Source organism: Vibrio sp. QJM3NY_26, assembly GCF_057786005.1.
On sequence record NZ_CM173516.1, the window covers coordinates 721,927 to 747,646 of the forward strand.

Annotated in this window: 29 protein-coding genes; 8 read left to right on the plus strand and 21 right to left on the minus strand. The window is 44.8% G+C overall.

What is annotated here, in order from left to right; genetic code table 11:
• Nucleotides 1-50: 50 nt before the first annotated feature.
• Together AC3CH4_RS18505 and AC3CH4_RS18510 are read right to left on the minus strand one after the other, a co-directional pair.
• Nucleotides 51-1,259 (minus strand): MFS transporter, encoded by a 1,209-nt coding sequence (locus AC3CH4_RS18505; RefSeq protein WP_488544245.1) that lies wholly within the window; start codon nucleotides 1,257-1,259, stop codon nucleotides 51-53.
• Between the two features lie 101 nt (nucleotides 1,260-1,360).
• On the minus strand, nucleotides 1,361-2,044 hold the full coding sequence (locus tag AC3CH4_RS18510) for an SDR family oxidoreductase (protein WP_488544246.1): 684 nt from the start codon (nucleotides 2,042-2,044) through the stop codon (nucleotides 1,361-1,363).
• 116 nt (nucleotides 2,045-2,160) lie between these two features.
• Between AC3CH4_RS18510 and AC3CH4_RS18515 the strand changes: the two genes are divergently transcribed.
• The 5 genes from AC3CH4_RS18515 (at nucleotide 2,161) to AC3CH4_RS18535 (ending at nucleotide 6,008) form a co-directional block, all read left to right on the plus strand.
• Nucleotides 2,161-3,090 carry a LysR family transcriptional regulator gene (locus AC3CH4_RS18515; RefSeq protein ID WP_054546085.1) on the plus strand — a complete coding sequence of 310 codons (930 nt, stop codon included), beginning with the start codon at nucleotides 2,161-2,163 and terminating at the stop codon, nucleotides 3,088-3,090.
• A 154-nt stretch (nucleotides 3,091-3,244) separates the two neighbouring features.
• Nucleotides 3,245-3,637: a GFA family protein gene (locus AC3CH4_RS18520; RefSeq protein ID WP_054546086.1), complete on the plus strand. Its 393-nt coding sequence runs from the start codon at nucleotides 3,245-3,247 to the stop codon at nucleotides 3,635-3,637.
• A 28-nt stretch (nucleotides 3,638-3,665) separates the two neighbouring features.
• On the plus strand, nucleotides 3,666-4,133 hold the full coding sequence (locus AC3CH4_RS18525; RefSeq protein WP_488544247.1) for an OsmC family protein: 468 nt from the start codon (nucleotides 3,666-3,668) through the stop codon (nucleotides 4,131-4,133).
• A 122-nt stretch (nucleotides 4,134-4,255) separates the two neighbouring features.
• Nucleotides 4,256-5,488: a MalY/PatB family protein gene (locus tag AC3CH4_RS18530; protein ID WP_488544248.1), complete on the plus strand. Its 1,233-nt coding sequence runs from the start codon at nucleotides 4,256-4,258 to the stop codon at nucleotides 5,486-5,488.
• Between the two features lie 175 nt (nucleotides 5,489-5,663).
• Complete coding sequence (locus AC3CH4_RS18535; RefSeq protein WP_108181063.1) at nucleotides 5,664-6,008, plus strand: ribosome recycling factor family protein; 345 nt, start codon at nucleotides 5,664-5,666, stop codon at nucleotides 6,006-6,008.
• Between the two features lie 186 nt (nucleotides 6,009-6,194).
• Here AC3CH4_RS18535 and AC3CH4_RS18540 read toward each other — a convergent pair whose 3' ends face one another.
• The 16 genes from AC3CH4_RS18540 to AC3CH4_RS18615 form a co-directional block, all read right to left on the minus strand.
• Nucleotides 6,195-6,434 carry an RNA recognition motif domain-containing protein gene (locus AC3CH4_RS18540; RefSeq protein WP_004732698.1) on the minus strand — a complete coding sequence of 80 codons (240 nt, stop codon included), beginning with the start codon at nucleotides 6,432-6,434 and terminating at the stop codon, nucleotides 6,195-6,197.
• A gap of 112 nt (nucleotides 6,435-6,546) precedes the next feature.
• The gene (locus tag AC3CH4_RS18545; RefSeq protein ID WP_488544249.1) at nucleotides 6,547-7,221 is read right to left on the minus strand and encodes an SDR family NAD(P)-dependent oxidoreductase; all 675 of its coding nucleotides are present in this window, start codon (nucleotides 7,219-7,221) and stop codon (nucleotides 6,547-6,549) included.
• Between the two features lie 200 nt (nucleotides 7,222-7,421).
• Entirely contained in the window at nucleotides 7,422-7,685 is a 264-nt protein-coding gene (locus tag AC3CH4_RS18550) for a hypothetical protein (protein ID WP_004732701.1), read from the minus strand.
• A gap of 278 nt (nucleotides 7,686-7,963) precedes the next feature.
• Nucleotides 7,964-8,506, minus strand: a complete 543-nt coding sequence (locus AC3CH4_RS18555) for a DUF3833 domain-containing protein (protein WP_488544250.1) — start codon at nucleotides 8,504-8,506, stop codon at nucleotides 7,964-7,966.
• Nucleotides 8,503-9,090 carry a chalcone isomerase family protein gene (locus AC3CH4_RS18560; RefSeq protein ID WP_488544251.1) on the minus strand — a complete coding sequence of 196 codons (588 nt, stop codon included), beginning with the start codon at nucleotides 9,088-9,090 and terminating at the stop codon, nucleotides 8,503-8,505. The genes AC3CH4_RS18555 and AC3CH4_RS18560 overlap by 4 nt, the downstream gene beginning before the upstream one ends.
• 3 nt (nucleotides 9,091-9,093) lie before the next feature.
• A complete protein-coding gene (locus AC3CH4_RS18565) occupies nucleotides 9,094-9,615 on the minus strand; it encodes a DUF2878 domain-containing protein (protein ID WP_488544252.1) in 522 nt (173 codons plus the stop codon).
• Nucleotides 9,593-10,873 (minus strand): SAM-dependent methyltransferase, encoded by a 1,281-nt coding sequence (locus AC3CH4_RS18570; RefSeq protein ID WP_029224045.1) that lies wholly within the window; start codon nucleotides 10,871-10,873, stop codon nucleotides 9,593-9,595. The genes AC3CH4_RS18565 and AC3CH4_RS18570 overlap by 23 nt, the downstream gene beginning before the upstream one ends.
• 118 nt (nucleotides 10,874-10,991) lie before the next feature.
• Nucleotides 10,992-11,798 (minus strand): DUF1365 domain-containing protein, encoded by an 807-nt coding sequence (locus AC3CH4_RS18575; RefSeq protein WP_488544253.1) that lies wholly within the window; start codon nucleotides 11,796-11,798, stop codon nucleotides 10,992-10,994.
• Nucleotides 11,795-13,066, minus strand: coding sequence for an NAD(P)/FAD-dependent oxidoreductase (locus AC3CH4_RS18580; RefSeq protein ID WP_488544254.1), 1,272 nt, complete (start codon nucleotides 13,064-13,066; stop codon nucleotides 11,795-11,797). The genes AC3CH4_RS18575 and AC3CH4_RS18580 overlap by 4 nt, the downstream gene beginning before the upstream one ends.
• 2 nt (nucleotides 13,067-13,068) lie before the next feature.
• Nucleotides 13,069-13,800, minus strand: a complete 732-nt coding sequence (locus AC3CH4_RS18585; protein ID WP_171314219.1) for an SDR family NAD(P)-dependent oxidoreductase — start codon at nucleotides 13,798-13,800, stop codon at nucleotides 13,069-13,071.
• The gene (locus AC3CH4_RS18590; protein ID WP_054546097.1) at nucleotides 13,800-14,231 is read right to left on the minus strand and encodes a nuclear transport factor 2 family protein; all 432 of its coding nucleotides are present in this window, start codon (nucleotides 14,229-14,231) and stop codon (nucleotides 13,800-13,802) included. Before AC3CH4_RS18590 ends, AC3CH4_RS18585 begins: the two co-directional genes overlap by 1 nt.
• Before the next feature lie 14 nt (nucleotides 14,232-14,245).
• Nucleotides 14,246-15,691, minus strand: a complete 1,446-nt coding sequence (gene phrB, locus AC3CH4_RS18595; protein ID WP_488544255.1) for a deoxyribodipyrimidine photo-lyase — start codon at nucleotides 15,689-15,691, stop codon at nucleotides 14,246-14,248.
• On the minus strand, nucleotides 15,688-16,635 hold the full coding sequence (locus AC3CH4_RS18600; protein WP_488544256.1) for a YbgA family protein: 948 nt from the start codon (nucleotides 16,633-16,635) through the stop codon (nucleotides 15,688-15,690). The genes phrB and AC3CH4_RS18600 overlap by 4 nt, the downstream gene beginning before the upstream one ends.
• A 144-nt stretch (nucleotides 16,636-16,779) precedes the next feature.
• Complete coding sequence (locus AC3CH4_RS18605; RefSeq protein ID WP_065206473.1) at nucleotides 16,780-17,469, minus strand: ChrR family anti-sigma-E factor; 690 nt, start codon at nucleotides 17,467-17,469, stop codon at nucleotides 16,780-16,782.
• Nucleotides 17,462-18,109: a sigma-70 family RNA polymerase sigma factor gene (locus AC3CH4_RS18610; protein ID WP_065206472.1), complete on the minus strand. Its 648-nt coding sequence runs from the start codon at nucleotides 18,107-18,109 to the stop codon at nucleotides 17,462-17,464. The genes AC3CH4_RS18605 and AC3CH4_RS18610 overlap by 8 nt, the downstream gene beginning before the upstream one ends.
• Before the next feature lie 110 nt (nucleotides 18,110-18,219).
• Nucleotides 18,220-18,840 carry an LON peptidase substrate-binding domain-containing protein gene (locus AC3CH4_RS18615; RefSeq protein WP_488544257.1) on the minus strand — a complete coding sequence of 207 codons (621 nt, stop codon included), beginning with the start codon at nucleotides 18,838-18,840 and terminating at the stop codon, nucleotides 18,220-18,222.
• A 277-nt stretch (nucleotides 18,841-19,117) separates the two neighbouring features.
• Here AC3CH4_RS18615 and AC3CH4_RS18620 point away from each other — a divergent pair, with 277 nt between their 5' ends.
• Nucleotides 19,118-19,504 (plus strand): tautomerase family protein, encoded by a 387-nt coding sequence (locus AC3CH4_RS18620; RefSeq protein ID WP_004732720.1) that lies wholly within the window; start codon nucleotides 19,118-19,120, stop codon nucleotides 19,502-19,504.
• Nucleotides 19,505-19,630: 126 nt separating this feature from the next.
• Here AC3CH4_RS18620 and AC3CH4_RS18625 read toward each other — a convergent pair whose 3' ends face one another.
• Complete coding sequence (locus AC3CH4_RS18625) at nucleotides 19,631-20,428, minus strand: DUF4344 domain-containing metallopeptidase (protein ID WP_488544258.1); 798 nt, start codon at nucleotides 20,426-20,428, stop codon at nucleotides 19,631-19,633.
• Between the two features lie 383 nt (nucleotides 20,429-20,811).
• Here AC3CH4_RS18625 and AC3CH4_RS18630 point away from each other — a divergent pair, with 383 nt between their 5' ends.
• Complete coding sequence (locus AC3CH4_RS18630; protein ID WP_004732722.1) at nucleotides 20,812-21,168, plus strand: YibL family ribosome-associated protein; 357 nt, start codon at nucleotides 20,812-20,814, stop codon at nucleotides 21,166-21,168.
• A 316-nt stretch (nucleotides 21,169-21,484) separates the two neighbouring features.
• Nucleotides 21,485-22,711 carry a sodium/glutamate symporter gene (gene gltS, locus AC3CH4_RS18635; RefSeq protein ID WP_004732723.1) on the plus strand — a complete coding sequence of 409 codons (1,227 nt, stop codon included), beginning with the start codon at nucleotides 21,485-21,487 and terminating at the stop codon, nucleotides 22,709-22,711.
• 113 nt (nucleotides 22,712-22,824) lie between these two features.
• Here gltS and norW read toward each other — a convergent pair whose 3' ends face one another.
• Together norW and norV are read right to left on the minus strand one after the other, a co-directional pair.
• On the minus strand, nucleotides 22,825-23,973 hold the full coding sequence (gene norW / locus AC3CH4_RS18640; RefSeq protein WP_488544259.1) for an NADH:flavorubredoxin reductase NorW: 1,149 nt from the start codon (nucleotides 23,971-23,973) through the stop codon (nucleotides 22,825-22,827).
• Nucleotide 23,974: 1 nt separating this feature from the next.
• A complete protein-coding gene (gene norV, locus AC3CH4_RS18645; protein ID WP_488544260.1) occupies nucleotides 23,975-25,465 on the minus strand; it encodes an anaerobic nitric oxide reductase flavorubredoxin in 1,491 nt (496 codons plus the stop codon).
• Nucleotides 25,466-25,720 lie beyond the last annotated feature (255 nt).

The window sequence follows — 25,720 nt, forward strand, 5'->3', positions numbered from 1 at the left end:
AATTCCAGTTCGATAATGAATTGGCACTTTGAAGTTACGGAGTTCTTAAATTATTTAGCTTCTGTTGGTGCAAATATTGAGTTGCTTTGTGGTTTCTCGTTTCGGTTAGCTTTAGCGATTAAGAACAAGCCGACGATAGGAACCACAACGGCTGCGAACGGAATCATGCCTGCGCCTAGTTGGCTGTCGAGTACCATGCCGCCAAGGAATCCACCAAAGGCATTGGCTAAGTTAAACGCTGAGATATTCGCAGTTGCTGCTAGCTCTTGCCCTTCGCCACCGTGGTTCATTACTCGAAGTTGCATGGCAGGGACGTTCGCAAATGATGCAATACCAAAGACAAATGCGGCTGCAACGAAGAGGATTTTGTTGTCTACCACAAGGCCAATCACCACCAATGACACGATCATTGCGACAGCCCAAAACATTGAAGCTTTGCCTAGGTTTTTATCTGAAGAACGCCCGCCCAAGGTGTTACCGATGATTAAGCCAACACCCACAATCACTAAGATCCAAGTCACTGATTCTTGACTGTAACCTGTGATGTGCATGGCGATTGGCGCAAGGTAGCCGTAAAGCGTCATGAAGCCAGACCAAGCAAAAGCGGTGATTGCTAAGCTGATCAGTAACATTGGATTTTTGAACGCTAGAAGCTGAGTTTTGATGTCTTTCGCTTCACTGTGACCAGCCGATTTAATCGAAGTCAGAATGGCAAGCATCGCGATAGTGCCAAGTGCTGCCACGGTAAAGAAAGTAGTGTGCCAGCCGAATTGCAAGCTGACCCATGTACCAGCTGGAACGCCAAGAACGTTAGCGAGTGTTAAGCCTGCGAACATCTGGCCAACGGCACGACCTGCCATTTTTTCAGACACTAAGTTGGTTGCAACAACTGCACCTATGCCATAAAAAGGACCTTGAACTAAGCCTGCGATAACACGACTTGCCAGTAGTAATGGGTAGCTTGGCGCTAAGGCCGACAACACGTTACCGATGATGAACAGTGCCATTAAGCCAATCAGCACCATCTTCTTGTTAAAGCGAGCAAGGTAGATGGTTAAAATTGGCCCACCGATAACGATAGCCAACGCGTAGGCACTGATTAGGTATCCGGCTTGACCTTCGGTGATCGAAAGTGATGTGGCGATTTGCGGAAGGATGCCTGCGATAACAAACTCAGCCGTGCCGATTGCAAACGCTGCGAGTGTTAGTATCCAAACTTGGAATGGCATCTTTTCTTTATGGACGGTTTCTTGTTTCATGACGATGTACCTATTTTCAAACTTTGGTAGCACAGGGCGCGATGTTGGGCGCCCTCGCTTTAATGTTTATTATTGTTTCTGATGGGCTTAGTGATGAGGGCTTAATTGAGTAGAGCGCCGCCGTCGATGTCGATGATTGACCCAGTTACGTACGGGTTATTAATCGCGAACAGGTAACCCATGGCTATCTCTGAAGGTTCGCCAACCTTGCCTGCGGGTAGGTTGTTTTTGGCGTTGTCGTACATGTTTGTACGAGCGGAATCGTCCATGTTCTTATACGCTTCTGTCATGGTTAAGCCGGGGCTCACTGCGTTGACTCGAATCGGTGACAGTTCTTTTGCTAACACTTTTGTGACGCTTTCTAGCGCGGCGTTAATCGCGGTTTTAACGTAAGTGCCTGCAACGACTTTGCGTGACAACATGCCAGTGGTGAAAGTGATTGAGCCATTTGATGTCATGTAGCGCGCAGCATGTTTCGCAACGTTTAGGCTTCCCCAAAACTTGGTGTCAAAGGCTGCTTTTGCATCTTCAACGGCAACATCTGTGACTCTGCCTGCTGGAGCGAAAGAGCCTGCAGTTACCACTAGGTGATCAAACACACCGATGGATTCAAAGTATTCACAAATCGATTTTTCATTGCTGATATCGAGGCCTGTATGTCGGCTAGTAATGTGTACCGTGTGCTCTTCATCTCTCAATTGCATAGCCAAAGCTTTGCCGATACCTGATGTGCCACCAATGATGACGAATGTGTGCTTTTCTTGGTTTGTAAGTTCGTTGTTCATGTTCTGAATTCCTGCGTGTTCTGCTGATGGTTACCATTATATTTATTCGACTAAATTTGATAATTAGCTAAAATATAAAATCATTATTCGGATTAACTGAATAGTAGGAGAGGTGAATGGACAAGTTTTCAGATATGGCGATGTTCGTGAGCATTGTTAAGCATCACGGGTTAGCTGCGGCGGGGCGAGAGTTAGGGCTTTCTCCTGCGACCATGACAGCAAGGCTGCAGGCGTTGGAAGAGCGATATGGTGTGAAGCTGTTGAACCGTAGCACTCGCCATGTGTCGTTGACCGATTCAGGGGAGCTGTATTACAAGGCGTGTCTTGAGATATTAGATAACGTTAGCGAAGCTGAAAACCTGATTCAAAATGGCGTAAAAGAAGTCAAAGGTTCACTAAAAATCGCCGCGCCAAAAGACATCGGTAAGCAGTACATATTGCCTATTTTGTCGGAGTTTTGTCAGCAATACCCCGACGTTATTCCCTACCTTTATTTGAACGACAATCTGTCGAATATCGCTGAATCTGGCATGGATATCGTTATCCGCTACGGTGAGTTGGTCGACAGCAGTTTGATATCCAGACGCTTATCACCGAGCCGACGTGTGCTGTGCGCGTCCCCAGAATACCTCGCCAAACACGGGACGCCGATCAAACCTCAAGATTTGGTTGATCATGCGTGTCTGGCGATGCTTCGCAGCAACGAAGAACTCAAAACTTGGCACTTCCAAGATCATGACATGAAGAAGGCTGTGACGGTGGTTCCTAAGCGATTTTCGGATGATGGCGAAGTGATCCGTTATTGGGCGCTACAAGGAGAAGGGATTGCACTGAAATCCATTCTGGATGTGCAAGATGACATCAATAATCAGCGCCTTGTGACGTTACTCAACGGCTACATGAAGAACTTCAATACCGCGATGTCTGTTTCCAGTGCTGACTTGAATGTGGTGTACATCAGCAAGAAATATCAGCCCAAGCGTATTCGACTGTTTTTGGATTTTCTATTTGAAAATTTTGGCGGTTTGGTTGAGAAATCAGATTAGTCAGATAAAGAAAATACAGAAGATGAACCAGATAAAGAAGAATCGCTCACTCGCTAGCTTATGACGGATCTCTCGAACTCAATGCTAGGTTACGGACAAGGTAAATAGTTCTCGTTAAGATAGTTCGATTACAAGGACGTGATTGGAGAGAAAAATGAAAGTCGTCGGCAATACGGTTATCCAACCTTTTCATAAGGCACGCTGTCACTGCGGTGCGGTGGAATTAGAGCTCAGCTTACCTAACGGGATAGAAAAACCACGTCGTTGTGATTGCTCTATCTGTCGTCGCAGGGGAGCGATTGTGGGCTCTGTTGCGCTAGATGGCATCAAGATCCTCAAAGGTGCGGAGCATCTTAAGCTTTATCAATTCAATACAAACACCGCGAAGCATTACTTCTGCTCAAACTGCGGTATCTATACCCATCACCAACGCCGCTCAAGCCCAAATGAATACGGTTTTAACATCGGCTGTTTGGAAGGAGTGAACCCTTTTGATATTGGTGATGTGGTGACCAACGATGGTGTGAATCATCCTGCTGATCGTTAATTAATGAACATTAAAAAGGAACGGTTCTATGTCTGAATATGGTGCGCTCATTCGTTGGCAAAAAGCGGCAGATGAAGCCTTTAGCGACAATCAATACAGCCGCGGTCATACGTGGGAATTTGATGGTGGAATCACTGTGCCTGCTTCATCTTCTCCTCATGTTGTGCCACTTCCACTGTCGGTTGAAGCGAATGTTGACCCAGAAGAAGCCTTTATTGCGGCACTCTCTAGCTGTCATATGCTGACTTTTCTGGGAGTCGCCGCGAAGCAGAAGTACGTGATCGACTCTTATGTGGATGATGCAGTTGGTGTGCTTGAGGAAGATAAATCAGGCCGCTCATCGGTCACTAAGGTGACTCTGCGACCTGACATTGTGTTTCTAGGCACCAAACAACCAACCGCCAAACAACTCGAAAAACTGCATCACTTGGCGCACAAAAACTGCTTTATCGCGAACTCGGTAAAAACAGAGATAAAGGTCGAGATGCGAGATTGATTTAAATTAATCACAAGATTTCTTTAAAAACTTCGTCTTTTTGATTTTGCCGTCGTCTTAAGGGTATTCATGCAATTCAGTTGATTGCAAAAAGACCGAACACACTATTTGAGGACACCTCCATGACAGCGTTTAACAGTACATCGAACTATGGTGAAAATGCGTTTATCAAAAGCAAACCGCAGATGCTACAGAACATTTATAACACCACAGATGTATTCCCTTATTGGGTTGCCGATATGGATTTTCAGGTGGCGGAACCCATAACTCAAGAGTTGAACCGTTTGGTTGAGCGCGGTGTGTACTCTTATGAGTTTCATGAGCAGGCTGTATTTGAAGCGCTTTCTCAATGGTATTCAAAGCGTCATGGTTTAAACCTTTCTACAGACAAGTTTGTTCAGGTACCGGGTGTGCTTTCTGGTATTGCGCTGTTACTGCGCCAATTCACCAACGAAGGCGATGGCGTGCTTATCCATACGCCGGCGTATCACCAGTTTGCTAACTTGGTGAATAAAGCAGGACGTCAGGTAGTGAGAAGCCCATTGCTCAATGATGAACAGGGTTACAAGATTGATTTCGATGGTATGGAGCAACAGATCATCGAGCAAAAAGTGAAGACGATGATTTTCTGTAATCCGCATAACCCGACTGGGCGAGTGTGGACACCTCAAGAAATTGAACAAGTCATCGAAATCGCCAAGCGTCATGATGTATTGATCATCAGTGATGAGGTCCATTCAGACATTATCTTTGAAGGTCACTCTTTTACGAGCTTGACCAGTTTTGATTACGATAAGGTCATCACCTTGATTGGATCTCCAGCAAAAACATTTGGTATGCACAGCATCTCAAACGGCTATGTATACACCAACAATGATGAGCTATTTGAAGCGTTCAAAACCAATGTGGTCGCAATGTATCTTGATCACGGGAATGCATTCAGCACGTTTGCAACCGTGGCGGCCTTTGAAAAGGGCGAAGCGTGGTTAGATGGCATGTTGGTGTATCTGCAAGACACGGTCAAGTGGATTACCGAGTTTGCAGAGCAGCGAATTCCTCAGTTAAAAGTCTTCCAACCGCAAGGGACTTACCAAGTGTGGTTTGATTTCTCAGGCTTAGGCTTTTCGGAAGATGAATTGAAAAACGTGGTGTTTGATCAGGCTAAAATGGGATTAACGCCGGGCGGTTGGTTTGGTGTTGAAAGTCCTAACTTTATGCGAATGAACATCGCAACGTCACGTGACAATATCGAGCAATCATTTACTGCTTTAGCAGACGCGATTGATGGCTTTGAACGAGGAAGTCAGGAGAGTTCAAACTGCTGTGATAGCGGCGCTTCAAAAAGCTGCTGCTGATATCGAGCGTTGGGCTCTAAAGAACAAAAAACCGCGAGGCTGCTTAGTGCATCACTGGCGGTTTTTTTATGTCTGTGTAATCCTACGTACGGTTTTATTGAGTGACAGTTAGAAAGTACTGAGAGATAGGTAGCGATCTCTTGAATGGTAGGAATAGATTGGTTAGCAGAGAGTTATGTTTAGCGTCCCACTGAATAGTTTTGTACATCGTGTGAGTGATAAAAGCCAAGTGATGGCGCATGCTGCAGAATGTGGATGCCAGTTGAAGCGAGTTCGTCGTTCACGCAATTGGCTGTTGGTCGCTCAAGAGCATCAACTCGTTGAATTTAAAATGATGTTAACTCACGAAAAAGACGGTTGGATAGCAATCGCAATCGATAAAGTGCTGCCTAAACCTGTGGTGTGTTTGGCATCTCTGTTGGCCGCGACACCCTCAATGACCGTCGCTCAACTGGTGATGGAGTCTGGATGTTCAATGGCAGAAGCAAGGCGTGCCATTGATGAACATGAAGGGCTGTAAGCGCAAACTATAAGTGAATAGGTTGTGTTGTGAAATGTTGTAAAAGAGAATCGCGAGCAGCAAAAAGCCCGTAACGATATTGCGTTTTTCAGCGGAATATCGTTACGGGCTTTATCATCTGTGCTTACTGAAAAGCTAGATCACGAGGCAGTTCAATTGCCTGTTCTTGTATAGCGCTAGTTCTTATTAAGAGTTAGCTACTTTTACACGAATCGTGTTTTTGCCAAGCTTTGACAAGTTCAGCTTGTTTAGTGCTGCTTTAGCTTCTTCGTGCTCTGGCATTTCAACAAAAGCAAAGCCTTTAGATTCGCCAGTTTCTTGGTCTAAAACTAGGCTGCACTCTTTTACTGAGCCGAACTCAGAAAATAGAACACGGATGTCTTGCTCTGCAGTAGAGCGCGATAGGTTACGAACTAGAAGTTTCATAATAAACCTTGAATATGAATTTACGCCGAGCATTGTCGCACACTTTCGTGCTCACCCTCACAAATAATTAGCGGAATAGCTCGGTTTACCTGTTCGCTGCTCTCATTAGCCGTTAACCGCGGTTTATCGTGATATCTGACACATATCCATGCTCGGTGCTGGTTAACGCCTGTTGCAGCATTTGAGCGGCTTCTTGAGCGCTCATAAAGCTTGAGGTATCCATCGTTTTGCCGCTGGTTCCCCAAAACTCGGTTGCCATACCTCCAGGATAAACCGCCACGATTTTCATCTGGTGACCTTTGAGCTCCAATCTGACCGATTCGATAAAGCCTTTTACCGCCCATTTTGCTGCGCAGTAAGTAGACTCTTCCGCTTTAGCTCCTTGGGCTGCAGTCGACATTACAACAGCAATAGTGACGGGTTGATCTTTGTAGCGTTGAACAAGCTCGCGAATCAAAAATATGGAAGACTCGATGTTGTTTTTCAGCATGTCGCTGATGGCGGCGGGATCTTGTTGTTCAATTTTACCGAAGTACCCACTGCCTGCGCTATGAACTACCAGTTTTGGTGTTTCAGGCAACGCATCCAATAACTCGCTCACTGATTGTGGATCACACAAGTCACAGGCTTGGCTAACAGTATTCGCTGGCAGGCTTTTCGCTAATTCAGCTAAACGCTGTGAGTTACGGCCAGTGATCATTAAGCGCTGATGGCTGTTCGATGTGTTCGCATATTGCTTGGCTAAAGCCGCGCCTAAACCGCTGCTTGATCCGGTGATTAAAATCATGGTGACTCGGAATTGTTGAATTGAATCGAGATAGTAAGGCTTTGAATACCTGTTTGCTGAGATCTAAGACCAAGATGCAGAGATCCATGAGCAAGATGGATAAAACAGAGGTTTGAGAAAGTAATGTAAGTAGGGAGGGGAAAATAAGGAGAACTAAAAAGTAAAAACGCCGGCACAGGGCCAGCGCTTTTGAAATCAGATTACTCTTCGTCGAACTGTTTGGTCGTGAACGAGTCTTCGATTCTGTTGAGCTCTTCTTGATCTTTCACTCGCTGTTCTTCTTGGCGAATGACTTTCGCTTCATTGAAGCGTTTCTTTTCCGACTTAGTCAGGAATTTTACAGCTTTCTTGTTGGTCAGTGCGTAAGCAACTACGTCTTCGCCTTTTTCTCTGCGGTCGTTTACACGTTGTGAGAAACGTTCATTGTCGCGAGCTTTACGCTCCGCTGAGGTCAACTTGCTCATGCTTTAAAGCCTTTTCAATTAATCATGGTAGGGAATCTACACTTAGCGAAACAAATAGGAACTGTTGTGTATGAGTCTAGCCCATTTGCATGCTGGTGGCGCATCTTAGCACAGAGACTTAATCTTGCAGATATGCTATTCGAGCGATTAAAAAAAACAGCCCACAATTTTTTGTTGTGGACTGAAGTTTTCTTGTGGGGTGGAGACGCCCTGTAAAATGAATCGAAAAGTTAATGAAACAAAGAATAATTAGCCTTGAAGCATCAGCATTGGTTTATTCAAATTTTCTCAATGTATAAGATTACTTCACCAACTTTGAACCCAAACTTGGACATTTCGGTTTTGTTGAACAATCGTTTGTCATCCATTAAGAACATCCAATCGTCTAACACCACTTCATAGGTGCTGCCGTCTACTTCGATTTCTAAGTCATATTTCCAATACAAAGCCGAGCCTTGGGTTTCACCATAAGCCGTACCAACCACATCATTAGCGGTGCCAGTGTAGGTGTTTTCGCCTGTTTTGATTAAGTTCCAAACGCGTGTTGAGCGCTCGCCATCAGCAAAAGAGAACCACTCTTTGATTTCGCCTTTGTCACCGTCCCAAGTCGCGACAAGCTTAGCGTCAAAACGGCGTAGTAGGTTACCAGAGTGGTCTAGTACCATGCCGTAAGCCATTAGCTCCCCATTGAAAAAGGTTTCTAGCTTGAGCTCTGGCGTAGTGTCTACGTGGTTTTCTAAACTAGCAGAGCCACACCCCGTCAGCCAAGTGAGTGAAAACAGTGCCAAAGCAAATTTTATTATTGTTGTTTTTGGATTCATTTGTTCAAACCTAATAGTTGTTTGCGTAGGCCTGGCTCGGATGTGTTTTCAGATAACCAAATCGCTAGAAAGGCTTCACCAAATTGCTTGTCTTGGATGGTGCCTATGGGTTGCTCATCGAAATAGAAGCGACTTACGTTGTCTTCAGCGACACGGATAGTGAGGGTACTTCCTTCTTCAACATTGGGCCACATTGCGTACAAAGGCTTCAACCAACGTTGAATATTGTTGTTGGAGTAACCAAGTTTGCTCCACTGGTCTTTGGTTGCGTCTACAAGGTCTTTGCTGTCAATTGCTCGGTAGTACTCAAGTTTCAAAGCACGCTCAGAGTTAGATGGAGTGGTGTAGAACTCTGCAGAATACAAAGTCCAAAACAAGTAACTCATCTCACCTTGACCACGCTTGTTTAAATCATCGACAGCAGAAGCTTTGGCATTTTCGGTAAATAGGAGTGCTGCGCAAATGAGGGTTAAGGTGACTAAGCTAAATAGTCGGTTTCTTGATTGCTCGCTTGTTTGAGTGCGAACGCGACTAACGTTGCTCTCAGATTTGAACGCTTGCGTAGGGTTGTGTGGAAAAGCCATAAGTCACCTCGTTGATGCCATTTTAGGTTGTACTAAGTTGGAGTAGGCGGCCACCAGTAAGGGCAACAAAATCCCCCAACTTATTGCAAGGGCAGCTAACACCGATGCATCTGGCCAAGTAGTAAGAAGGGCGCCTGCTTTGATGCCTCCCCAATAACTACTAGTACCTGCTACGAACCCTATGGCAAACAAGATCACTTTCGAGCATTTTAAAAGCCAATTTAGGCTGTGGTTAAAACTGATTAAAAACATGATCCACAGGCAAACGAGCCACACTGGAAACCACGATTGATTAGCAATTTCAGAGTCGACGGCAAACACGCCGAAGTGAAGTAAGAGGCTATCAAGCAACAGCCCTAATGGTAATAAAAGGAGTATTTTCAGATCGCTACTACGAGTAGGGGAGAGAAGGAAGTGAACGGCCACAATCAGTGGCGCCACGAACGGGGCTTGCGCGGTAAAGAACGCGCTGCAAACCCAGGTCGCTTGAAACAGAACGAGATTAATAATCCAAAACCGTTTCATCTTTTGCTCCAAAGTAACGAGGTTTTCTAGCAACTAAGTGATGAGTACTGATCACGCGCTCTTTGAATGCACCTTCACAGTAGCAGAAGTAGAAGATCCACAAGCGCTTAAACTCTTCTGAATAGCCGAGAGACTCTAACTCTTCCCAACTGTTTTCAAAGGCAACATTCCAATCATTAAGCGTTCGAGCGTAGTGCAGGCCAATGTCATCGATTTCTTGGACAACAAGGTCTGTACTGGTCGCAAGGTGTTGAGTCATCACTGAAACCGAAGGTAGGCAACCGCCCGGGAAAATGTACTTCTGAATAAAGTCGACACCTTTACGGTATTTATCGTAACGGCTGTCGGCAATAGTAATCGCTTGGATCAGCATCTTGCCTGAAGGTTTAAGTAGCGATGAACATTTCTCAAAGAAGGTCTGGAGATATTCATGGCCGACCGCCTCGATCATCTCGATAGAGACCAACTTGTCATACTCACCAGTGAGGTTACGATAATCCTCTTTGAGCAGGGTGATTTTGTCGGTTAAGCCAAGCGCTTTGACTCTCTGTTCTGCAAGCGCGTGTTGGGCATCTGAGATTGTGGTTGTGGTGACATGGCATCCGTAGTGTTGCGCCATGAATATCGCTAAACCACCCCAGCCCGTGCCTATCTCGACCACGTTATCGTTCTCTGACAACTCTAATCGCTCACAGATGGTTTTCATTTTGTTTTGCTGAGCTTTGGATAGGGTTTCTGCTTCTTCGCTGTAGATAGCGGAAGAGTATTGCATCGAGCTGTCTAGGAAGCGCTCGTACAACTCATTGCCAATATCGTAGTGCGCAAGAATATTACGTTTAGAGCCTTGCTCGGTGTTAGCATTCTTACGACGCAGCAATAGATTTTTGATGCGAGAAATCCATTGCGTTTTATCGTCAAGCTCGTCGAGTTGAGATTGATTTCGAGCCATGATTTGAATCACTTTGGTGAGATCTGGGCTTGTCCATTTTCCATCAATGTAGGCCTCAGATGCGCCAATACTGCCGTCAATCACGACATCTCTAAAAAAGGTTGCATCGTGAATCACGATTCGACCTTTCAAGTCGGCTTCTCGATCGCCGAACACCGAATGCTGGTCGCGCTCAATGATCTCAAGCGTCGCGAATTGCAGGCTTTCTAAAACCTTAAAGATTAAAGCTCGATATTTACAGTTGCTTGAAACAGCAACGGCTTTAGCTTGTTGTTCAATGTTGTTGTTTTGTTTGGCAAGCTGTTCCATGTAAACCTCGCTGATAACTCATTCTAATATTTTGTGCCAACTTAGCTGGGTTGTGCCCCTTGGTTGGAGCCAACCCAAGCTTGGGTCGAGTTCTATTATTTAGTTGCTGTGAAGACACTTAAGATGTTGAATCTGGATGCCCCACAAACGGTACTTTTTTCAGGAATAATTTGAGAGCCTGATAATAAATTCCCATCACGACTTTAATCGTCATTGCCGGAATCTTGAATACCGTTCGTCTAATGTTTGTCTTGGTTACTGACTGTTTCGTCAAAGCCAGTGTCGCATCGAAAAGCTTGTCGTCTCGGCGGCTTTCAATATGGACCAAGGTGCGTTTCGCTGGTGGCTTAATCTTCCAAAAATAAGTCATGTTCAAATCCATAAACGGCGAAACGTGAAACTCTTTTTTTACTTTCAACTCTTGGTGCATGTCGATCAGATAATAGTGTCTTTCTCGCCAAGGCGTGTTACTCACCTCAGCCAACATGTACTTACAATCTCCAGTTTCGTCGTAACAGAAGAAACAGTTGATTGGGCTGAAGTAGATACCTAAACAGCGGCACTGAGCCAGCATCGTCACACGGTTTGAGTCAGACCAAATCCCACCAAGTTTTTGCACTTTGGAAGCTATACGTTGTTTAAGTGATTTTGGTTCATCTGTGGTGGCATTTTCTTTTTTTTCAGCGAGATAATCCGATTCGACAAAGCGAATCGGGTTGTACCATCGAGTTCCGAACAGCGCACTACGCGCTGTGGTTTGGGGCAGTTCATCGAGATCTAACCCCATCATATACAGCTGATAGCTGAACTCATGAGTGATGTCGCCAAAGCGGCGGTGTCTGACGTTGCCCCAATAGATACCGCTGAGTTCTTCACTCTTTTCGGATGCGATCTCCATTTCGGATGTCAGGGTTTGACTGTTCATAGCGCTGAACTCGTACTCAAATCTAAACCGAAGCGTTTGGTCACGTCGAGTGCACTGTGGACGCCATCTTCATGGAACCCGTTGTACCAGTATGCGCCGGCGAAGTGAGTCTGGTTTTTGCCACAGATCTGTTCGCGTTTGTGCTGAGCTTCTACCGTGTTCGAGTTAAGTACCGGGTGATGATAAACAAAGCTGCGAATGATTTTTTCTGGGTCGATGGCTTCGCTCTGATTCAAGGTCACACAGAAGGTGTCCTGGCTTTCGATGCCTTGCAGAATGTTCATGTTGTATGTCACACAGGCAGGTCGTTTACTGTCGCCATCCAACATGTAGTTCCAACTTGCCCAAGCTAGCTTTCTGTCTGGTAACAATCGGGTATCAGTGTGCAGAACCACTTCATTACGGCTGTATGGGATCTCGCCTAGAACCTGTTTCTCTTGCTCTGTTGCATCGCCGAGTAAACGTAACGCTTGGTCTGAGTGACAAGCAAATATCACTTCGTCGAAGTCTTGTGTAGCGCCATCTTCAAATTCAATCGTGATGCCCGCTTCATGGCGAGTGACTTGTTTGATCGATGTGTTCAAAGCGACGGATTTGTTCAAGCGTGAAAGGATGATTTCAACGTAAGAGCGGGACCCTTTAGGAATCACATACCATTGTGGACGGTTCGCGATGTCGAGCAGGCCGTGGTTATAGAAGAATTGAATGAAGAATTTAAGCTCAAATTCTTCCATCTCCTCTAAGCTTGTCGACCAAATTGCTGCGCCCATCGGTAGGATGTAATGCTGGCTGAAAAAGTCGGAAAACTGGTTTTCACGTAGGAAGTTGCCCAAGGTAACATCCGGTGTGAACTCGTTACTTTCGAATTGAGCCTTACACAATTTGTTGAACTTGAGAATGTCAGAGACTAAAGACCAAAATTGAGGTTTGAAAATATTACTTCGTTGAGCGAACAGAGAGTTGATGCTGTGGCCGTTGTATTCAAACTTAGTCGTTGTGTTGTGAACGCTGAAACTCATCTCGGTAGGTTGCCTTTCAATACCGAGTTGTTCGAGTAGCTGATTGAAGTTTGGGTAGGTTCGATCGTTAAATACGATAAAGCCAGTATCTATCGAAAACGCCGAGCCTTGATGTTCAATATCAACGGTGGCGGTGTGGCCCCCAACATAATCGTTTTTTTCGAATACTGTTACGTCGTGATGCTTATCTAATATGTGTGCGCAAGTGAGTCCAGAGATACCTGACCCAATAATGGCGATTTTCTTCATTGTTATACCATCCTTGAAGCGAGTTTTTGCCAAACTGGAGTTGGAAGCATTCTTAGTAGCTTCATCAACATGATGAATCGTCTTGGGAAATCGATTTCACTCTTTCCTTGAGCAATACCATTTACGATTCGCTGAGTTGCGGCCTCACTACTAATAATCATAGGCATAGAGAAGGTATTTCGCTCGGTTAATGGCGTTTGAACAAAGCCTGGGTGCACAATTGAGACATGAATATTGTGCTCGGCCAGATCAACCGAGAGTGTTCTTCCTAAATACGTGAGTGCCGCCTTTGAAGCGCCATAAGCTTCCGCTCTGGGTAGCGGTAAAAAACTGGCGCTAGAGCTTACTAAAACCAAGCGGCCGCCGGGCTTGATGTTTTTTAGCCAGGCTTTAAGGGCGTAGCCAATTGAAATTAGATTGATGTTGATGACGCGCTCGAAAAGCTCGGCATCAAAATTCACTGGGTCGTTGATGTACTCACAATCACCCGCATTTAAAATCAGCAGATCGAGCGGTTTGTCTTGGTCGAGCTCTGGGTAGTTGTGGTAATCGGTCAGATCGAAACAGAGCGGCGTAATGGATGAATGCGCGATGTCTGTCTCGTGAGAATCAACTAAGGCTTGCAGCTTGTCTGGGTTACGGCCACAAGCAATCACCTGATGCCCTTGTTGAGCGTAATCGATAGCGAGTGATTGGCCGATACCCGAGGTCGCGCCTGTGATCATAATACGCATTATTGGCTCGCTCTCTTTTTGATGGATTTGATGGCGCAGCCCAGAACTGGAATGTGTTCGTACAACATAGAGCCGACATCAAGATAGTCTCTGTGATAGACCACTTGACCGTCGAGCATCTTGAGGTGGCTGTGTCCTTGCACTTCGATTGGCTTTTGTCCATTTAATTGCTTGTGAGCAAACTGCATCGTCCAGTAAACAGAAGCTTCGTCGTTCGCTTCGAAAGTGTGTTCGATATGAAAGTAACAGCTCGTTACCTGAGTGTAGAGATTCTCGAAGTAGTGGGTAAGCGCCGCAATTCCGCTGACATGATGCAGCGGATCTTGGAATTCGATATCAGGGTGATAAACCGTCTTAAGCACGTCGAAATTGTCAGTTCCGAGTTCTCGATACATGTTGAGAAAGTTATCAAGCCATAGAGAGTTATCCATAATATTCACTCTAATTATTTGAAAAAGGCTAAGGCTCTCAATCGTGCTTCTTTGTGTTCAACGATGGGTTGCCAGTATTCGCTGTTAATTCCGTTTTTTGCAATGTAATCATGTGGAAAATGCACATGCTTGTCAGGAATATTTTGCAGCTCTGGTATGTACTTACGAATAAAAATTCCTTTCGGATCAAACTTTTCACTCTGTGTGATCGGATTGAAAATTCGAAAGTAGGGTTGAGCATCACAGCCAGTACTTGAAGCCCATTGCCAACCGCCATTATTCGCGCTGAAATCACCATCGATAAGGTGCGACATAAAGAATCGCTCGCCCCAACGCCAGTCAATCAGCAGGTGTTTGGTTAGGAAGCTCGCAACGACCATTCTGAGCCTGTTGTGCATCCAGCCTGTCTCAACCAATTGACGCATCGCTGCATCAACTAATGGGTAGCCTGTTTTTCCTTCGCACCACGCCTTGAAGCTCGAGTTGTCGTGATACCAATCTAAGCCGTTGTATTTCTGCTGAAAGTTCGCACCTTTAACCAGTTTAGGGTGGTGGAACATCAAATGCTTATAAAAATCTCGCCAAATCAATTCATTAAGCCAAGAAAAAGCTGGCAACTGAGTATCAAATAACAAGTCAGGCTGTTGCTGAATCAATTGAATCGCTAACCAACGAGGGCTGACTGCACCAATAGCCAAGTAAGGAGATAGGCCTGATGTCCCCTTCACTGATGGAATGTCTCTAAGGCGAGAATAGTCGTTAACTTTATTGGCTAAGAAGTTGGGGATCACGCTCTCAAGGACGTCTTGGCTTAGTGGCCAACGTTCTGAATCGGTACGAGGAAAGTCAAAATCGTACTCGCCAGAAAAACCACTTAACGATTGACTCGGTGGTGATGGGTTCTGAGGTGAATCCGTTTCAGATGAATCTGCTTGCGGCGCTCCTGTTGAATAAGCTGGAGCGTGGCTGCAAATGATGCCTTTCGCTTGCACTTCTTTTAACCATGCGTTTTTGAAAGGTGTGAAAACCTTGAACATCTCACCTTGTTTATTCAGCACGCTACCTAATGGCAGAATCGTATCGCAGTCGGTTATTTCCAGCTTTATACCAGTAGCGATTAAGCGTTTGTCTCTTAACTGCTCATCCACTTCCGGCTCTGAATTGGCATACACACATGTCGCATCGACCTGTTTGCACAAGTTGATGAGTTGAGTGGCTTGATCGTTAAAGTCTGTGGCTTTGAGGTGCAGAAGATCGATCCCAAATTCAGCGAGTTGGGATTCAAGTTGCTGCAGGTGACGATAGATTAAATCGGCTTTGATTGGCGCAAGGTGGTGTTGCTGCCATTGCTGTGGCGTTGAAATGAAAACGGCGGTCGTCACGCCGTTTTCAACTGCCGCGACGAGCGCAGGGTTATCGTGAATCCGCAGGTCTCGTCTTATCCATAGAATGTCGCTCAATATCCGTATCTCAGCTTAAGTTCTTGTGGGTGCGGGTTTAGGTAAACCTGTGATTCAAGGTACTCGTTTGGGTATTCCATCAAGTAGTGGTTGATCAGTGTTAGTGGAACTAACAGAGGAACAAGACCTTCTCTGAATGATGAAATCTGATTGGTAAGCTCTTGCTTGTGCGCGCTGCTCAATTGTTTCTTAAAGTAACCTTGCAAATGATGCAGAGTATTGGCGTGGCTACCACGGTTCGCGTGGTGAGATAATGCCGTCATCAAGCCTTCAATATATTGTTTTGCCAACTCATCGATTTCAAGATCGTTGCTTGCTAATAATTTCCCAAGTTTCTTATAGCCTTCAATGTGGTGACACATTACCAAGTACTTGTGAGCGCTGTGGAATTGAATCAGCTTGTGTTTAGTTACGCCTTCGTCAACAAGGTTGAGCCACTTCTGATAAGTGAAGACACGTGTCATGAAGTTTTCGCGCAAAATAGGGTCATTGAGGCGACCATTTTCTTCAACAGGAAGTAATGGGTTGCCTTCCATCACTTGTTTGGTGAACATGCCTACGCCTGTCGATTCAGAGCCGCGACCGTGGTGGTGGTACACTTTTACTCTTTCCATACCGCAGGTTGGGCTTTTTTGACACACAATGAATCCTGCGATGTGCTGGTTGCTCTTTGAATAGTTTTGTCCAAACTCGATCAGATCATTGGTCACATCACCAGAACCGTCAGGTCTAGAAACGTGAATGATATTGTCTAGCTGACGAACTTGGCGAATGGTTGGGCGAGGCGTTGGAAGTCCAACGCCCATTTCTGGACAAACTGGCTCAAGTTCTACGTAGTCTGCAAGATCGTCTGTACAAAAACGAGAGCGTTTGTGACCTGTATCGAACCGAACTTTATGACCGGCGACACATGCACTAATGCCTATTTTTATTTTTTTATCCATTGGTCAATTCCTTACGCTCATTGCTCGTTGTTATTCTTACATTGTGTGTTTTGTTGCTTATTAAACATTACTTTAGTTCGGTTTTTACTTTGCTTACTAGCCAACTCTATGAGTCTTGTGACGTACCCGGTAAATCTTTTCAATCTAATAAATGTATTTACCCAGTGGGTTGAATAACTGGCTCACACCTTTTGTGAAGTAAAGCGCATCACTTGAAACAGTTAAACACACACAACCTTCTTTGGTAGCTGGTTGATGGGTGTGGTCACCATCTAACCAGATGAAGTCGCCTTTGTTGTAGACGCCCATTTCGTCTTCGAAACTGCCTTCCAAGAGAAGCGTAATCTCAAAGCCTTTGTGGGTGTGGCAAGGCACTTGTCCATCTTTGTCGATGTGCAGCAAGCTGGTGTGGTGTGCTTCGTCATCAAAATCGAGTCGCGCTCGCGAAATTTTGCCTAAGTTCATCCAGTCTTTTCTCGCCACTGAGTTCAACGCGCGAGGAATAGTGAATGTGGTGTCTGCAACCGTAACTTGCTGAACTTCGGGTGTCACTTCGATAGCTTGAGATGAATCAGCAGTGATTTGAGCAATCGCATCAAAATCAAACTCCCCATCATCGGATAGGAACGCATCCATTTCGCTGTCAGAAAGTTGAAGCCCTGAGGTATCACTTTCAAAGACTGAGTCAGCAGCTTGCGCCGTCAGCATGCTTACTTGTTGTTGGCAGTGTTCACACAGTTCAACATGGCTAGAGACAATCAAAGAAACTGAATCTGCGAGTGTGCCATCGACAAAATCTTTCAAAATTGCGGCATTTGGGTGATGTTTAATCATGATCTTGTTCCCCCATGTGAACCTTAAGTTTGGCTAAAGCGAGTCTTAGACGTGATTTCACGGTTCCAAGTGGGACGCCAAGTTGTTGAGCGAGTTGCTCTTGTGACAATTCCTGAAAGTAAACGCCTTTAACAATCGTTTTCTGAGCCAAAGGCAACTTCTCTATTTGAGTCATTACATGGCGGCTCATCAAATGATCACCAAACGGTAATTCATCGCTTTGAGATTCCGCGACCATTGCATCTATTGGCCAAATGTCGTCAGCAATGGTTTGTTCTGCTTTTGCTTTCACCTTTCGTAACATGTCGAAGGCCGCATTTCGCATCACGGTGTAGACCCAAGTAGTCGCAGCACCTTTCTCTTCGTTGTAGAGATGTGCTTTTTTCCAAACGTTAGTCATTGTGTCTTGAACTAGCTCGTTTGCAGCAGCCTCGCCGCCCAACTTGCTGATTCCAAAACGCTTGATCTTAGGTGCGAAGAACTTGAACAAACAGGTGAAGGCTTGTTTGTCTCGGTCTGAACCAACCAAAATCAACCAACTTGAGAGCTCTGTAGGTACCTTATTTTCATTAGGTAATTTGTTGTCGGGAATAATGACATGCTCCTTGCCGTTCCCTGAACTTCTGCTTTCGACTTGCATAGTACTTAACCATCATGCGAATTTGAGTGACAATACGTGAAAGGAGAAGGTCGGGATCACTTTAATTTAAATTAATTTCCACTATACAAAATTATAGTGAAGAAAAGTGCTTATTGCCCCGTAATGATTTGATTCAAAAAAGGAACTAAAGAAGGAAAGCTAGCGGGTTCGGTAAATTCTGTTTTCTTTTCCAATGGGATAGGCATCATTTCGAGTAATCGCGCACAGATCCATCGTGGGCTTTCGAAGTCTGGAGTGGGGTAGAGCGTTCTGATTGAATCGTGGTCTCGAAACAGCTGTACTAAGAATGCAGTAAATACGTTCGGTACTTTGCATTCTAGATCTGGCCAATGAGGTAATAACCTGAATCGGCTTTTTATCAGGTCATCGTCGTCTCGAAATGACCCGTGAAGCTGAACCAGTTGTTGACCTTCGACATCGATTTCCAAAATTTGGTCGTCAGACATATTGAAATCAACGATGGACACTTTGGTTCCCCAAGAACTGAGATGTTCAGAGTTGGTGCTGTCTTGGGTGGCAATAATGAACCCATCTCCTTGGGCCGCATGTGCAACCATAGCAAGATATTTTGGTTCAAAGATGCGTAGCCTCTGACGACCTCCGGGCAGAAGAAGTATCGGAAGAGGAAATACGGCGAGCTCGAAAGAAGACTCTACGAGTGCCTCTGGTTCGGCGTCTGTCCGTGTGGTCTGGCTCGATGAATTCGGCACATAGCACTCCTTAGTTCAAATGTAATTTGAGAAGATATACGCGGAGTCGGTGGTGTTCGATCAATTGATTGTGGTTGTTGTTATTGGGTGATGAGCTATAGACATGAGCCAAAGCAGATGATTTTTTGTTGCACATGCTCATAAATTCATTGTTTTTACCTTCTTTCATGCGCGTCATTAGGTAATATATGTACGAATAGTAAGCGGATGGGTAGTCGCCAGACGATGCTTCTATCTAACCTTCTTCTTTACCTGACATCGCATCAAAGGAATGGTCATGATTGTTATATATGGTATCAAAGAGTGTTTGAATCCAATTAAGTTGCAGCTCTCTAATGTGTTGCAACAGTGCTTAAACAGTGAAATGGGTTTACCCGATGATAAGCGAGCGCATCGATTTGTGCCATTGGAGCGAGATGATTTCTTTTATCCAGAAGGAAGAACAGAAGCCTATACTGTTATAGAGATCAATATGATGGAAGGCCGAGCGGTCAACACCAAGAAGCGCTTAATTAAGAAGATATTCTCTGAAATAGAGAAGCAGTTAGCTATCTCTCCTATTGATATTGAAATAACCATCAAGGAACAACCTGCACACTGTTGGGGGTTTCGAGGCATGACCGGTGATGAAGCCCAAGACCTGAAGTATAAAGTGAAGGTCTAAGGTCGCAGGACTCAGGACTAAGATATATTCCACTTTAAATCTTGGATTTATAGATTACTGAGAGCGGCTTTAGAAAAACACTAAGCCGCTTGTTATTGAAGAAGACCAATAGAGAAGGTTAAACCATTAGCTCTCGTGGTTCTCTTTTAGGTAACGGTGCCAGTTGGCATTGATGACATCAAAGTGCTCCACACAGAACTCTTTCCTATCTTTCAAATAGTCGTTTTCTACTTCATCGAGCAAGTTCTTGTAGGCATCAGGATCGCTGCCATACACCAAGCATAATGTGGAGAAGTAGCGCTGTAGATCAAAACTGTGCTCATCAATGTATTCACCCAAGTCGTAATACTCAGGGCGGTCTTCTGACTCGAAAGCGAACATGTCAGCGGCGCTGATTGCGGCATCACCTCCATGTTCTACATAGTTAAGTAAAAGCACTGTCGCGAGGTTATCAACGGCATCTTCCTCTTTGCCCAGTATGGCAATATTCTGGTCTTCGATATAAGCGTGCCCAGCTTCGTGCAGTAGAGTATGAAGCAAGGTATCGATAGCACCAGTTTGCGCGGTCTTTCCATACTCTTTTTCGTATCGATTCTTTTCAAAGTAATTAAGCGACTCAGAGTAGAAGCTATACGGGATAAGCACTTGATGCGTTTGTGGATCGTAGAGTGGACCTTCTTCCCCGCCGTATTGAATGGTTAATGGCTTTTCAAACATGAAGAGTTGGTTTGACAGGTCAATCACAGTGTCATTGACGCCACTGTTTTGAATTTCACGTTTGAGCTGCTCTTCTTTAGTATTTTGTGGTGAAGAGAACTTAACGATCAGGTTACTTTGGGTTGTTTGTTCACTAGATGCATAAGTGGCGGCAAACACTGAGCTAAGGGCTAGGCTGTAGGCCAGTGTTCGTTTCAATAATGTCATCGGCTATCCTTGTGATTATGCTGCGATTCAGGCTCGGTGTTAAGGTGATCCCCCTAAGTCATGTAACTCAAGTTACGCGATCTAAGTTATGTACCTTAAGCTGTTTAAGCTGTTTAAGTTAATTGAGTTATTTACTGTGGTTAGATTACAAGTTTAGACTGAATTTTGAAGCATCGAGGACAGCAATTTTTGAAGTCGACACGAGCTGATTAATGAGTGATCCGCTTTGAGGTTCGGCTACAAATAATTGGCGAGCTGAATGACCAGCGGTGATGTGATTCGTTTCTGTTGGTAATTGATAGATAAATTTCGGTTCAAGTGAACCCTTGTGCTATACTCCGCGCCCCAATCCGAATTGGCTTGTTAAATCTTAGGAAATTATTATGAGTGTTAAAAACGAACTTCAACAAATTAACAACCGTCTAGACAAATGTCGCAACAAGTTAGCGGCTGCTAAAACTCGTAATGATCGTCCTGTTGTTCGTCAATTTGAAGACGAGATTAAGAAGCTAACCAAGAAAATTGCTCAGTTGAAACACAAAGAAAGCTTCGATGTAAATCAAGAGCGTAAGTCTTTGGTTGATATGCCATTTAGCCGTGAGATTACAAAAGCTGAGCAAGCGGATATGGGTAAACTTAAGAAGTCTGTAAAAGGGCTCGTAATTGTTCACCCAATGACGAAGATCGGTAAAGAGCTTCGCATTGAGGTTATGACTGGTTACGCACCGAAAAAATTCTAATTACCAGTGATGGTGATGAAAGAGGAGCTAGTAATAGCTCCTTTTTGCTTTTTTAGGTATTAAAAAAGCAGAGTCAGCGGCAAGGATACTCACGCCGTTATCAACTTTTTGGAGGTGATTTTTGTCACAAATCCTTTTATCTCCTATAAAAGTTAACGTGTCACTAACATGGCACCAAGTGAACGCAGTAATGTGTTCGCTTTTCGAATCTACAATTTCTCTCCAGTTTGTATAAATATAGGTAGAGCAGCACAGATAATTACAGATAAAACTAGACTCATTAAGGAAGATGAGAACGTAAAAAAATAGAGGTTATATGAATCAATTAATTTCAATTGGACCACTAGAATCCTTCCTAATCGCGATTAGTGTTTTGTTTCTAGGTCATTTCGTCAATGCAAAGCTTCCGGTTCTCAAAAAGTACAATATTCCAGAGCCCATTGTCGGCGGCTTGATTGTCGCTTTTGCTATTACAGCCCTGCACTTTAACGGCCTTGATCTTGAGTTTTCCTTGCCCCTGCAGAACACTTTTATGTTGATGTTCTTTGCAACGGTCGGTCTTGCGGCTAACTACACGCAGCTGATAAAAGGTGGCGCTAAGGTATTCCTATTCTTAGGGGTGGCTTCGGTTTACATCATTATCCAAAACGGTGTAGGTGTAACACTTGCAACGGCACTAGGCCTTGAACCCTTGATGGGTTTGATTGCTGGATCTATCACGCTTTCGGGTGGTCACGGCACAGGCGCAGCTTGGTCTCAAACTTTTTCAGACACGTTTGGCATTGCCAATACTCTAGAAATCGCGATGGCTTCAGCGACGTTTGGTTTGATCATCGGTGGTATTATCGGTAGCCCAGTAGCACAAAAGCTGATTGATAAAAACCAGCTTGAATCTGAGTACGGCACTGGCACACAAACCCACGAGCGTTTTCCTGAACTTGTTACTTACAACGAGTATGAAGAAGACAAAGTAACAGCGAAGAAGGTGATTGAAGTATTGTTCATTCTTCTAATCTGTATCTCGGGGGCGAAATACTTAGAAGAGTGGGTAGCGACTTTTGAAATTTCTTGGTTGATGATTCCTGACTTCGTTTACGCGTTGTTTATCGGTGTGTTCATCACTAACGTTTTTGAAGTGACTAAGCTGCATAAAACCGACAGTGAAACGGTCGATATTCTTGGTACGGTGTCATTGTCGCTGTTCTTAGCTATGGCGCTAATGAGCCTTAAGCTTTGGAACATCTTTGACCTTGCGATTCCGTTCTTGGTTATCCTTGCGGTTCAGGCTGTGGTGTTGGGTATCTTCTCTTACTTTGTGACGTTCAAAGTAATGGGTTCTAACTACGACGCAGCGGTTATGGCGGGTGGTCACTGTGGTTTCGGCCTAGGTGCAACACCAACAGCGGTAATGAACATGGGTTCTTTGGTGAACCGATTCGGTCCGTCGCCACAAGCCTTCATGGTTGTGCCAATCGTTGGTGCCTTCTTTATCGATATCGTTAACCTGATCATCCTTCAAGGTTACATCTCGTTTATCGGTTAATGTTCGCCTTTGCTTAAATGCGATGAGCTAATCGCACTAAGATGAATACAAAAAAGCCAGTCTGTTGACTGGCTTTTTTATTGTCTAGCGTATACGAACTTATAGATTTTATCTTATGTCGGTGAGCTGGTCTGTAGTTCTTTAAGCAGAGGAAATGCTGCTTTAGTGTGTTCCCCTGTGACAATGAATCCGACGAGTTGGTTTGCCTCATTAAAACCTTTGGCGACAATCCCTTTTGGATCAAACCGAGTCTCCCAACTCTGAGCAGTTTGAATATCACGGCCTGCCAGTTGAATCGGATAACTAGGCGTTTTCACTTTAGTCATAATATGCGGCAAGCTTAGCTTTCCTTCACCCGTAGTGAGTTGTTTCGCTAATACGTTGGCCGCTAATATCGCGGGTTGCAGGTAAGCCATTACTCGTCCTTGAATCTCAGCACAGTCCCCAATGGCATAGACATTTTGGATGTTAGTTCTCATTGCTTCATCAACGATGATACCTCTGTTCACTGCCATTCCTGTCTGTTGCGCGAGTGCTGTATTTGGTATTAACCCAGCTGCAGCGATGACCACATCGGTTTTGATTAATCGAGAAGAGGTCGTTTGTAACCTTACTCCGTCAGCGAGATAGGTGGCATGGCTTACCATTGCATCCGTCTCAACTGTCACACCGGCTTTACGAAGCTCTCGTTCCAGTTCTAAAGAGATAAAAGGTGGCACCAAACTACCTAATAGATAACTTGCTGGTTCAATGATCGTGACACTTTTCCCCGCAGTTTGAAGGTCGAAAGCTAACTCGACGCCAATGAGCCCGCCACCGATAACGGTGATTCGTTGCGCAGCGTCGATCTGAGCTTTGTGTTTTTCGAACTCTTCCAAGCTATTGAGAGTAATCGTTGCCTGAACACTCAACCCCTCAGCAGCAGGTATGAAAGGCGTAGCACCGGTCGCCAGCACTAGTTTTGAGTATGGGATGACATCATCGCCAGCGACAATAAACTGTTGCTCGGTGTTAATCTCGTTTACCCAAACGTTGGTTTTAATGACAACGTTATGCAGCTCAGCTAATTGTTGAGCAGTATTGATCGCAAGTTGCTGAGGTGTTTGAGCTTGACTGAATACATGCGAAAGATTCGGCTTACTGTATTCAATACCCGCATCAGCAGTGACCATTGTAATAGCGATATTTGGGTCAGTTTTACGGATCATCTTTATGGTTTGTAAGGCAGCGAAACCAGCGCCCACAATAACAATGTTGTCCATATTACTTCTCCACAAACACTTCTTTGCCTAAATGGCATTCTGGGCAAAGGAAGTCATCCGGCACTTGTGCCCAAGGTGTTCCTGGTTCAACGCCTTGGTAGGGTTCACCCAATTGTGGGTCGTACACCCATTCACAGACAGTGCAGCGCCAGCAAGTGCAGTCTGCAGTGTGTACTGACTTATCTTGAGCTACTTCTGTTTCTTGCTCTGTCGTGTCTTTGAGCTCGGCAGTGGTGTTTGCCTCAAGCGGTGTAACATTGCGTGATACTTGCTTTGGTGCGCTGACTTCGTCTGGATTTACACGCCAAACTTCAGCAAGTGTCATTCCGTAATCAATACATTGGCGAAGTGCGTCTGTATCTGGTTTCCAGTGAATATGCTGAGGTGCGCTCACTTCGAAGTTGGCTTCACGTAAGCGAGCATCGATGCGTTTTACTGCGCCGCCAGTCCACCCTGAAGAGCCAAATGCTGCGGCTCTTTTTTCTGCAAAGCGGAGGCCGTGTACTTCTTCAAGTAGTGCGGCGATTTGCGGCATCATCACATTGTTCATGGTCGATGATCCAACAAGTACGCCCTTTGAACGGAAGATATTGGCAAGAATGTCATTCTTATCGTGCTTAGAGATATTGAAGACCTTGATGGCTGTTTCTGGGCTGCCTTTACGAATACCCTTTGCGATCGCGTCTGCCATCATGCGAGTGTTATTGGACATGGTATCGTAGACAATGGTGATACGATCTTCTTTGTAGGCTTTTGACCACTCGTAATATTGCTCAACGATTTGAGTCGCGTTGTCACGCCAAATACAGCCATGAGAAGTAGCAATAACATCGATTGGCACGCCTAAACTCAAGACTTCTTCTATCTTCGCTTTCACCAAAGGCGCGAAAGGCGTGAGGATGTTTGAGAAGTAACGCAGACATTGGTCATGCAGCTCTACTTGGTCTAGTTGGTCATTGAATAGGTTCTCGTCGCAATAGTGTTGTCCGAAAGCATCGTTACTAAACAGGATTTCATCACCGGTTAGGTAAGTCGCCATTGAGTCTGGCCAGTGCAGCATTTTCATCTCAACAAAGATGAGTTGCTTACCGTTACCGACATCGAGCGTGTCGCCTGTTTTAACGGTTCGGAAGTTCCAGTCAGGCTGGTGGTGATGGCCAACAATAGAGTTAACGCCAGCTTCTGTGCAGTAGACGGGTGTGTTCGGAATTTTAGCCAGTAGCGCAGAAAGGGCACCAGAGTGATCTTCTTCGGCGTGCTGACAAATGATGTAGTCGATCTCGTTGATATCGATTTCCATCTCAAGGTTTGCAAGGAATTGCTCAGTAAAGCGATGATCGACAGTATCGACAAGCACTGTCTTCTCTTCACGGATCAGGTATGAGTTATAGCTCGTACCTTTGTTCATGTGGTATTCCTTACCGTGGAAGTGCTCGGTTTCCCAATCGTGGATGCCGACCCAATGAACATTTGATTTAACGTGAATAGTCATAATGATAATACCTTATTTAAATATCTAAGGCTCCTATTGCACTAGTTATGCCATGTTTTTAAGTATTTGTTTTTATAGTGTTTGTTTGGTTTTTTATTGTCATGATGTGTCTTTATGACATTGTTAGTTGTGTAATCAAAATAAACTCATCGTGTCTTTATGACTAAGTTATTGATGGTTGGTAATTGGTAGTTGCTTGGATAAATAACAGATACAAAAAAGGCCAGACGAATGTCTGGCCAAAACAAGGCAGTG

Coding starts and splice junctions, on each gene's coding strand:
- AC3CH4_RS18505 (WP_488544245.1), bottom strand. CDS start 1,259: ATGAAACAAGAAACCGTCCATAAAGAAAAGATGCCATTCCAAGTTTGG.
- AC3CH4_RS18510 (WP_488544246.1), bottom strand. CDS start 2,044: ATGAACAACGAACTTACAAACCAAGAAAAGCACACATTCGTCATCATT.
- AC3CH4_RS18515 (WP_054546085.1), top strand. CDS start 2,161: ATGGACAAGTTTTCAGATATGGCGATGTTCGTGAGCATTGTTAAGCAT.
- AC3CH4_RS18520 (WP_054546086.1), top strand. CDS start 3,245: ATGAAAGTCGTCGGCAATACGGTTATCCAACCTTTTCATAAGGCACGC.
- AC3CH4_RS18525 (WP_488544247.1), top strand. CDS start 3,666: ATGTCTGAATATGGTGCGCTCATTCGTTGGCAAAAAGCGGCAGATGAA.
- AC3CH4_RS18530 (WP_488544248.1), top strand. CDS start 4,256: ATGACAGCGTTTAACAGTACATCGAACTATGGTGAAAATGCGTTTATC.
- AC3CH4_RS18535 (WP_108181063.1), top strand. CDS start 5,664: ATGTTTAGCGTCCCACTGAATAGTTTTGTACATCGTGTGAGTGATAAA.
- AC3CH4_RS18540 (WP_004732698.1), bottom strand. CDS start 6,434: ATGAAACTTCTAGTTCGTAACCTATCGCGCTCTACTGCAGAGCAAGAC.
- AC3CH4_RS18545 (WP_488544249.1), bottom strand. CDS start 7,221: ATGATTTTAATCACCGGATCAAGCAGCGGTTTAGGCGCGGCTTTAGCC.
- AC3CH4_RS18550 (WP_004732701.1), bottom strand. CDS start 7,685: ATGAGCAAGTTGACCTCAGCGGAGCGTAAAGCTCGCGACAATGAACGT.
- AC3CH4_RS18555 (WP_488544250.1), bottom strand. CDS start 8,506: ATGAATCCAAAAACAACAATAATAAAATTTGCTTTGGCACTGTTTTCA.
- AC3CH4_RS18560 (WP_488544251.1), bottom strand. CDS start 9,090: ATGGCTTTTCCACACAACCCTACGCAAGCGTTCAAATCTGAGAGCAAC.
- AC3CH4_RS18565 (WP_488544252.1), bottom strand. CDS start 9,615: ATGAAACGGTTTTGGATTATTAATCTCGTTCTGTTTCAAGCGACCTGG.
- AC3CH4_RS18570 (WP_029224045.1), bottom strand. CDS start 10,873: ATGGAACAGCTTGCCAAACAAAACAACAACATTGAACAACAAGCTAAA.
- AC3CH4_RS18575 (WP_488544253.1), bottom strand. CDS start 11,798: ATGAACAGTCAAACCCTGACATCCGAAATGGAGATCGCATCCGAAAAG.
- AC3CH4_RS18580 (WP_488544254.1), bottom strand. CDS start 13,066: ATGAAGAAAATCGCCATTATTGGGTCAGGTATCTCTGGACTCACTTGC.
- AC3CH4_RS18585 (WP_171314219.1), bottom strand. CDS start 13,800: ATGCGTATTATGATCACAGGCGCGACCTCGGGTATCGGCCAATCACTC.
- AC3CH4_RS18590 (WP_054546097.1), bottom strand. CDS start 14,231: ATGGATAACTCTCTATGGCTTGATAACTTTCTCAACATGTATCGAGAA.
- AC3CH4_RS18600 (WP_488544256.1), bottom strand. CDS start 16,635: ATGGATAAAAAAATAAAAATAGGCATTAGTGCATGTGTCGCCGGTCAT.
- AC3CH4_RS18605 (WP_065206473.1), bottom strand. CDS start 17,469: ATGATTAAACATCACCCAAATGCCGCAATTTTGAAAGATTTTGTCGAT.
- AC3CH4_RS18610 (WP_065206472.1), bottom strand. CDS start 18,109: ATGCAAGTCGAAAGCAGAAGTTCAGGGAACGGCAAGGAGCATGTCATT.
- AC3CH4_RS18620 (WP_004732720.1), top strand. CDS start 19,118: ATGATTGTTATATATGGTATCAAAGAGTGTTTGAATCCAATTAAGTTG.
- AC3CH4_RS18625 (WP_488544258.1), bottom strand. CDS start 20,428: ATGACATTATTGAAACGAACACTGGCCTACAGCCTAGCCCTTAGCTCA.
- AC3CH4_RS18630 (WP_004732722.1), top strand. CDS start 20,812: ATGAGTGTTAAAAACGAACTTCAACAAATTAACAACCGTCTAGACAAA.
- gltS (WP_004732723.1), top strand. CDS start 21,485: ATGAATCAATTAATTTCAATTGGACCACTAGAATCCTTCCTAATCGCG.
- norW (WP_488544259.1), bottom strand. CDS start 23,973: ATGGACAACATTGTTATTGTGGGCGCTGGTTTCGCTGCCTTACAAACC.
- norV (WP_488544260.1), bottom strand. CDS start 25,465: ATGACTATTCACGTTAAATCAAATGTTCATTGGGTCGGCATCCACGAT.